Here is a 639-nt window from a genome sequence, read left to right on the forward strand (position 1 = left end):
AAAGAAGTTGAAGTCCTTATTATTGGTTCCGGTTTTTCGGGGTTAGCGGCGGCAATTGAAGCCACACGCAAAGGCGCAAAAGACGTACATATTTTTGAAAAAATGTCGTACTTTGGCGGTAACTCAGCCATTAATGGTGGTTTGTTTGCTGCGCCTGGTACGCCAATGCAAAAAACTGAAGGCGTTCAAGATTCAGTTGACCGCATGGTCGCAGATCAGCTTAAATCTGGCCGTGGTATCGCTGATGAAGCTTTACTTCGTCACGTGGCTTCGCATGCAGTAGAAGCACTGCAAATGACCTTAGATGCAGGCTCTGAATTCCATCCTTATCTGCAGCAGTTAGGTGGTCACTCGGTAGCACGTACTTATCAAACTACCGTCAGTTGTGGTGCTGGTATTACTCAACCGCTACTTAATGAATGTCGTAAACTCGGTGTTCATACTCATAACCGCGCTAAGTTCGAAGGTTTCTTAGTCGGTGAACAAGGCGAAGTTGTAGGCGTTAAAATGCGCGAAAACTATCACTTTGAAGAAGATCAGCCAGGTAAAGTGATTAATATCCGTGCCAAGCGCGGCGTGATTATGGCAACAGGTGGCTTTGCCCAGAACGTTGATTTACGTATGGCGCAAGATCCAACG

The 639-nt window shown here is 46.3% G+C and carries 1 protein-coding gene; it reads left to right on the top strand.

Going from position 1 to position 639, the window contains the following annotated elements; genetic code table 11:
• Nucleotides 1–639 (top strand): acrylate reductase flavoprotein subunit ArdA (locus CXF82_RS01435; RefSeq protein ID WP_145991639.1); only part of this gene is annotated, 639 nt, incomplete at both ends.

It is taken from the genome of Shewanella sp. GutDb-MelDb (assembly GCF_002836075.1).
Classification (GTDB): domain Bacteria; phylum Pseudomonadota; class Gammaproteobacteria; order Enterobacterales; family Shewanellaceae; genus Shewanella.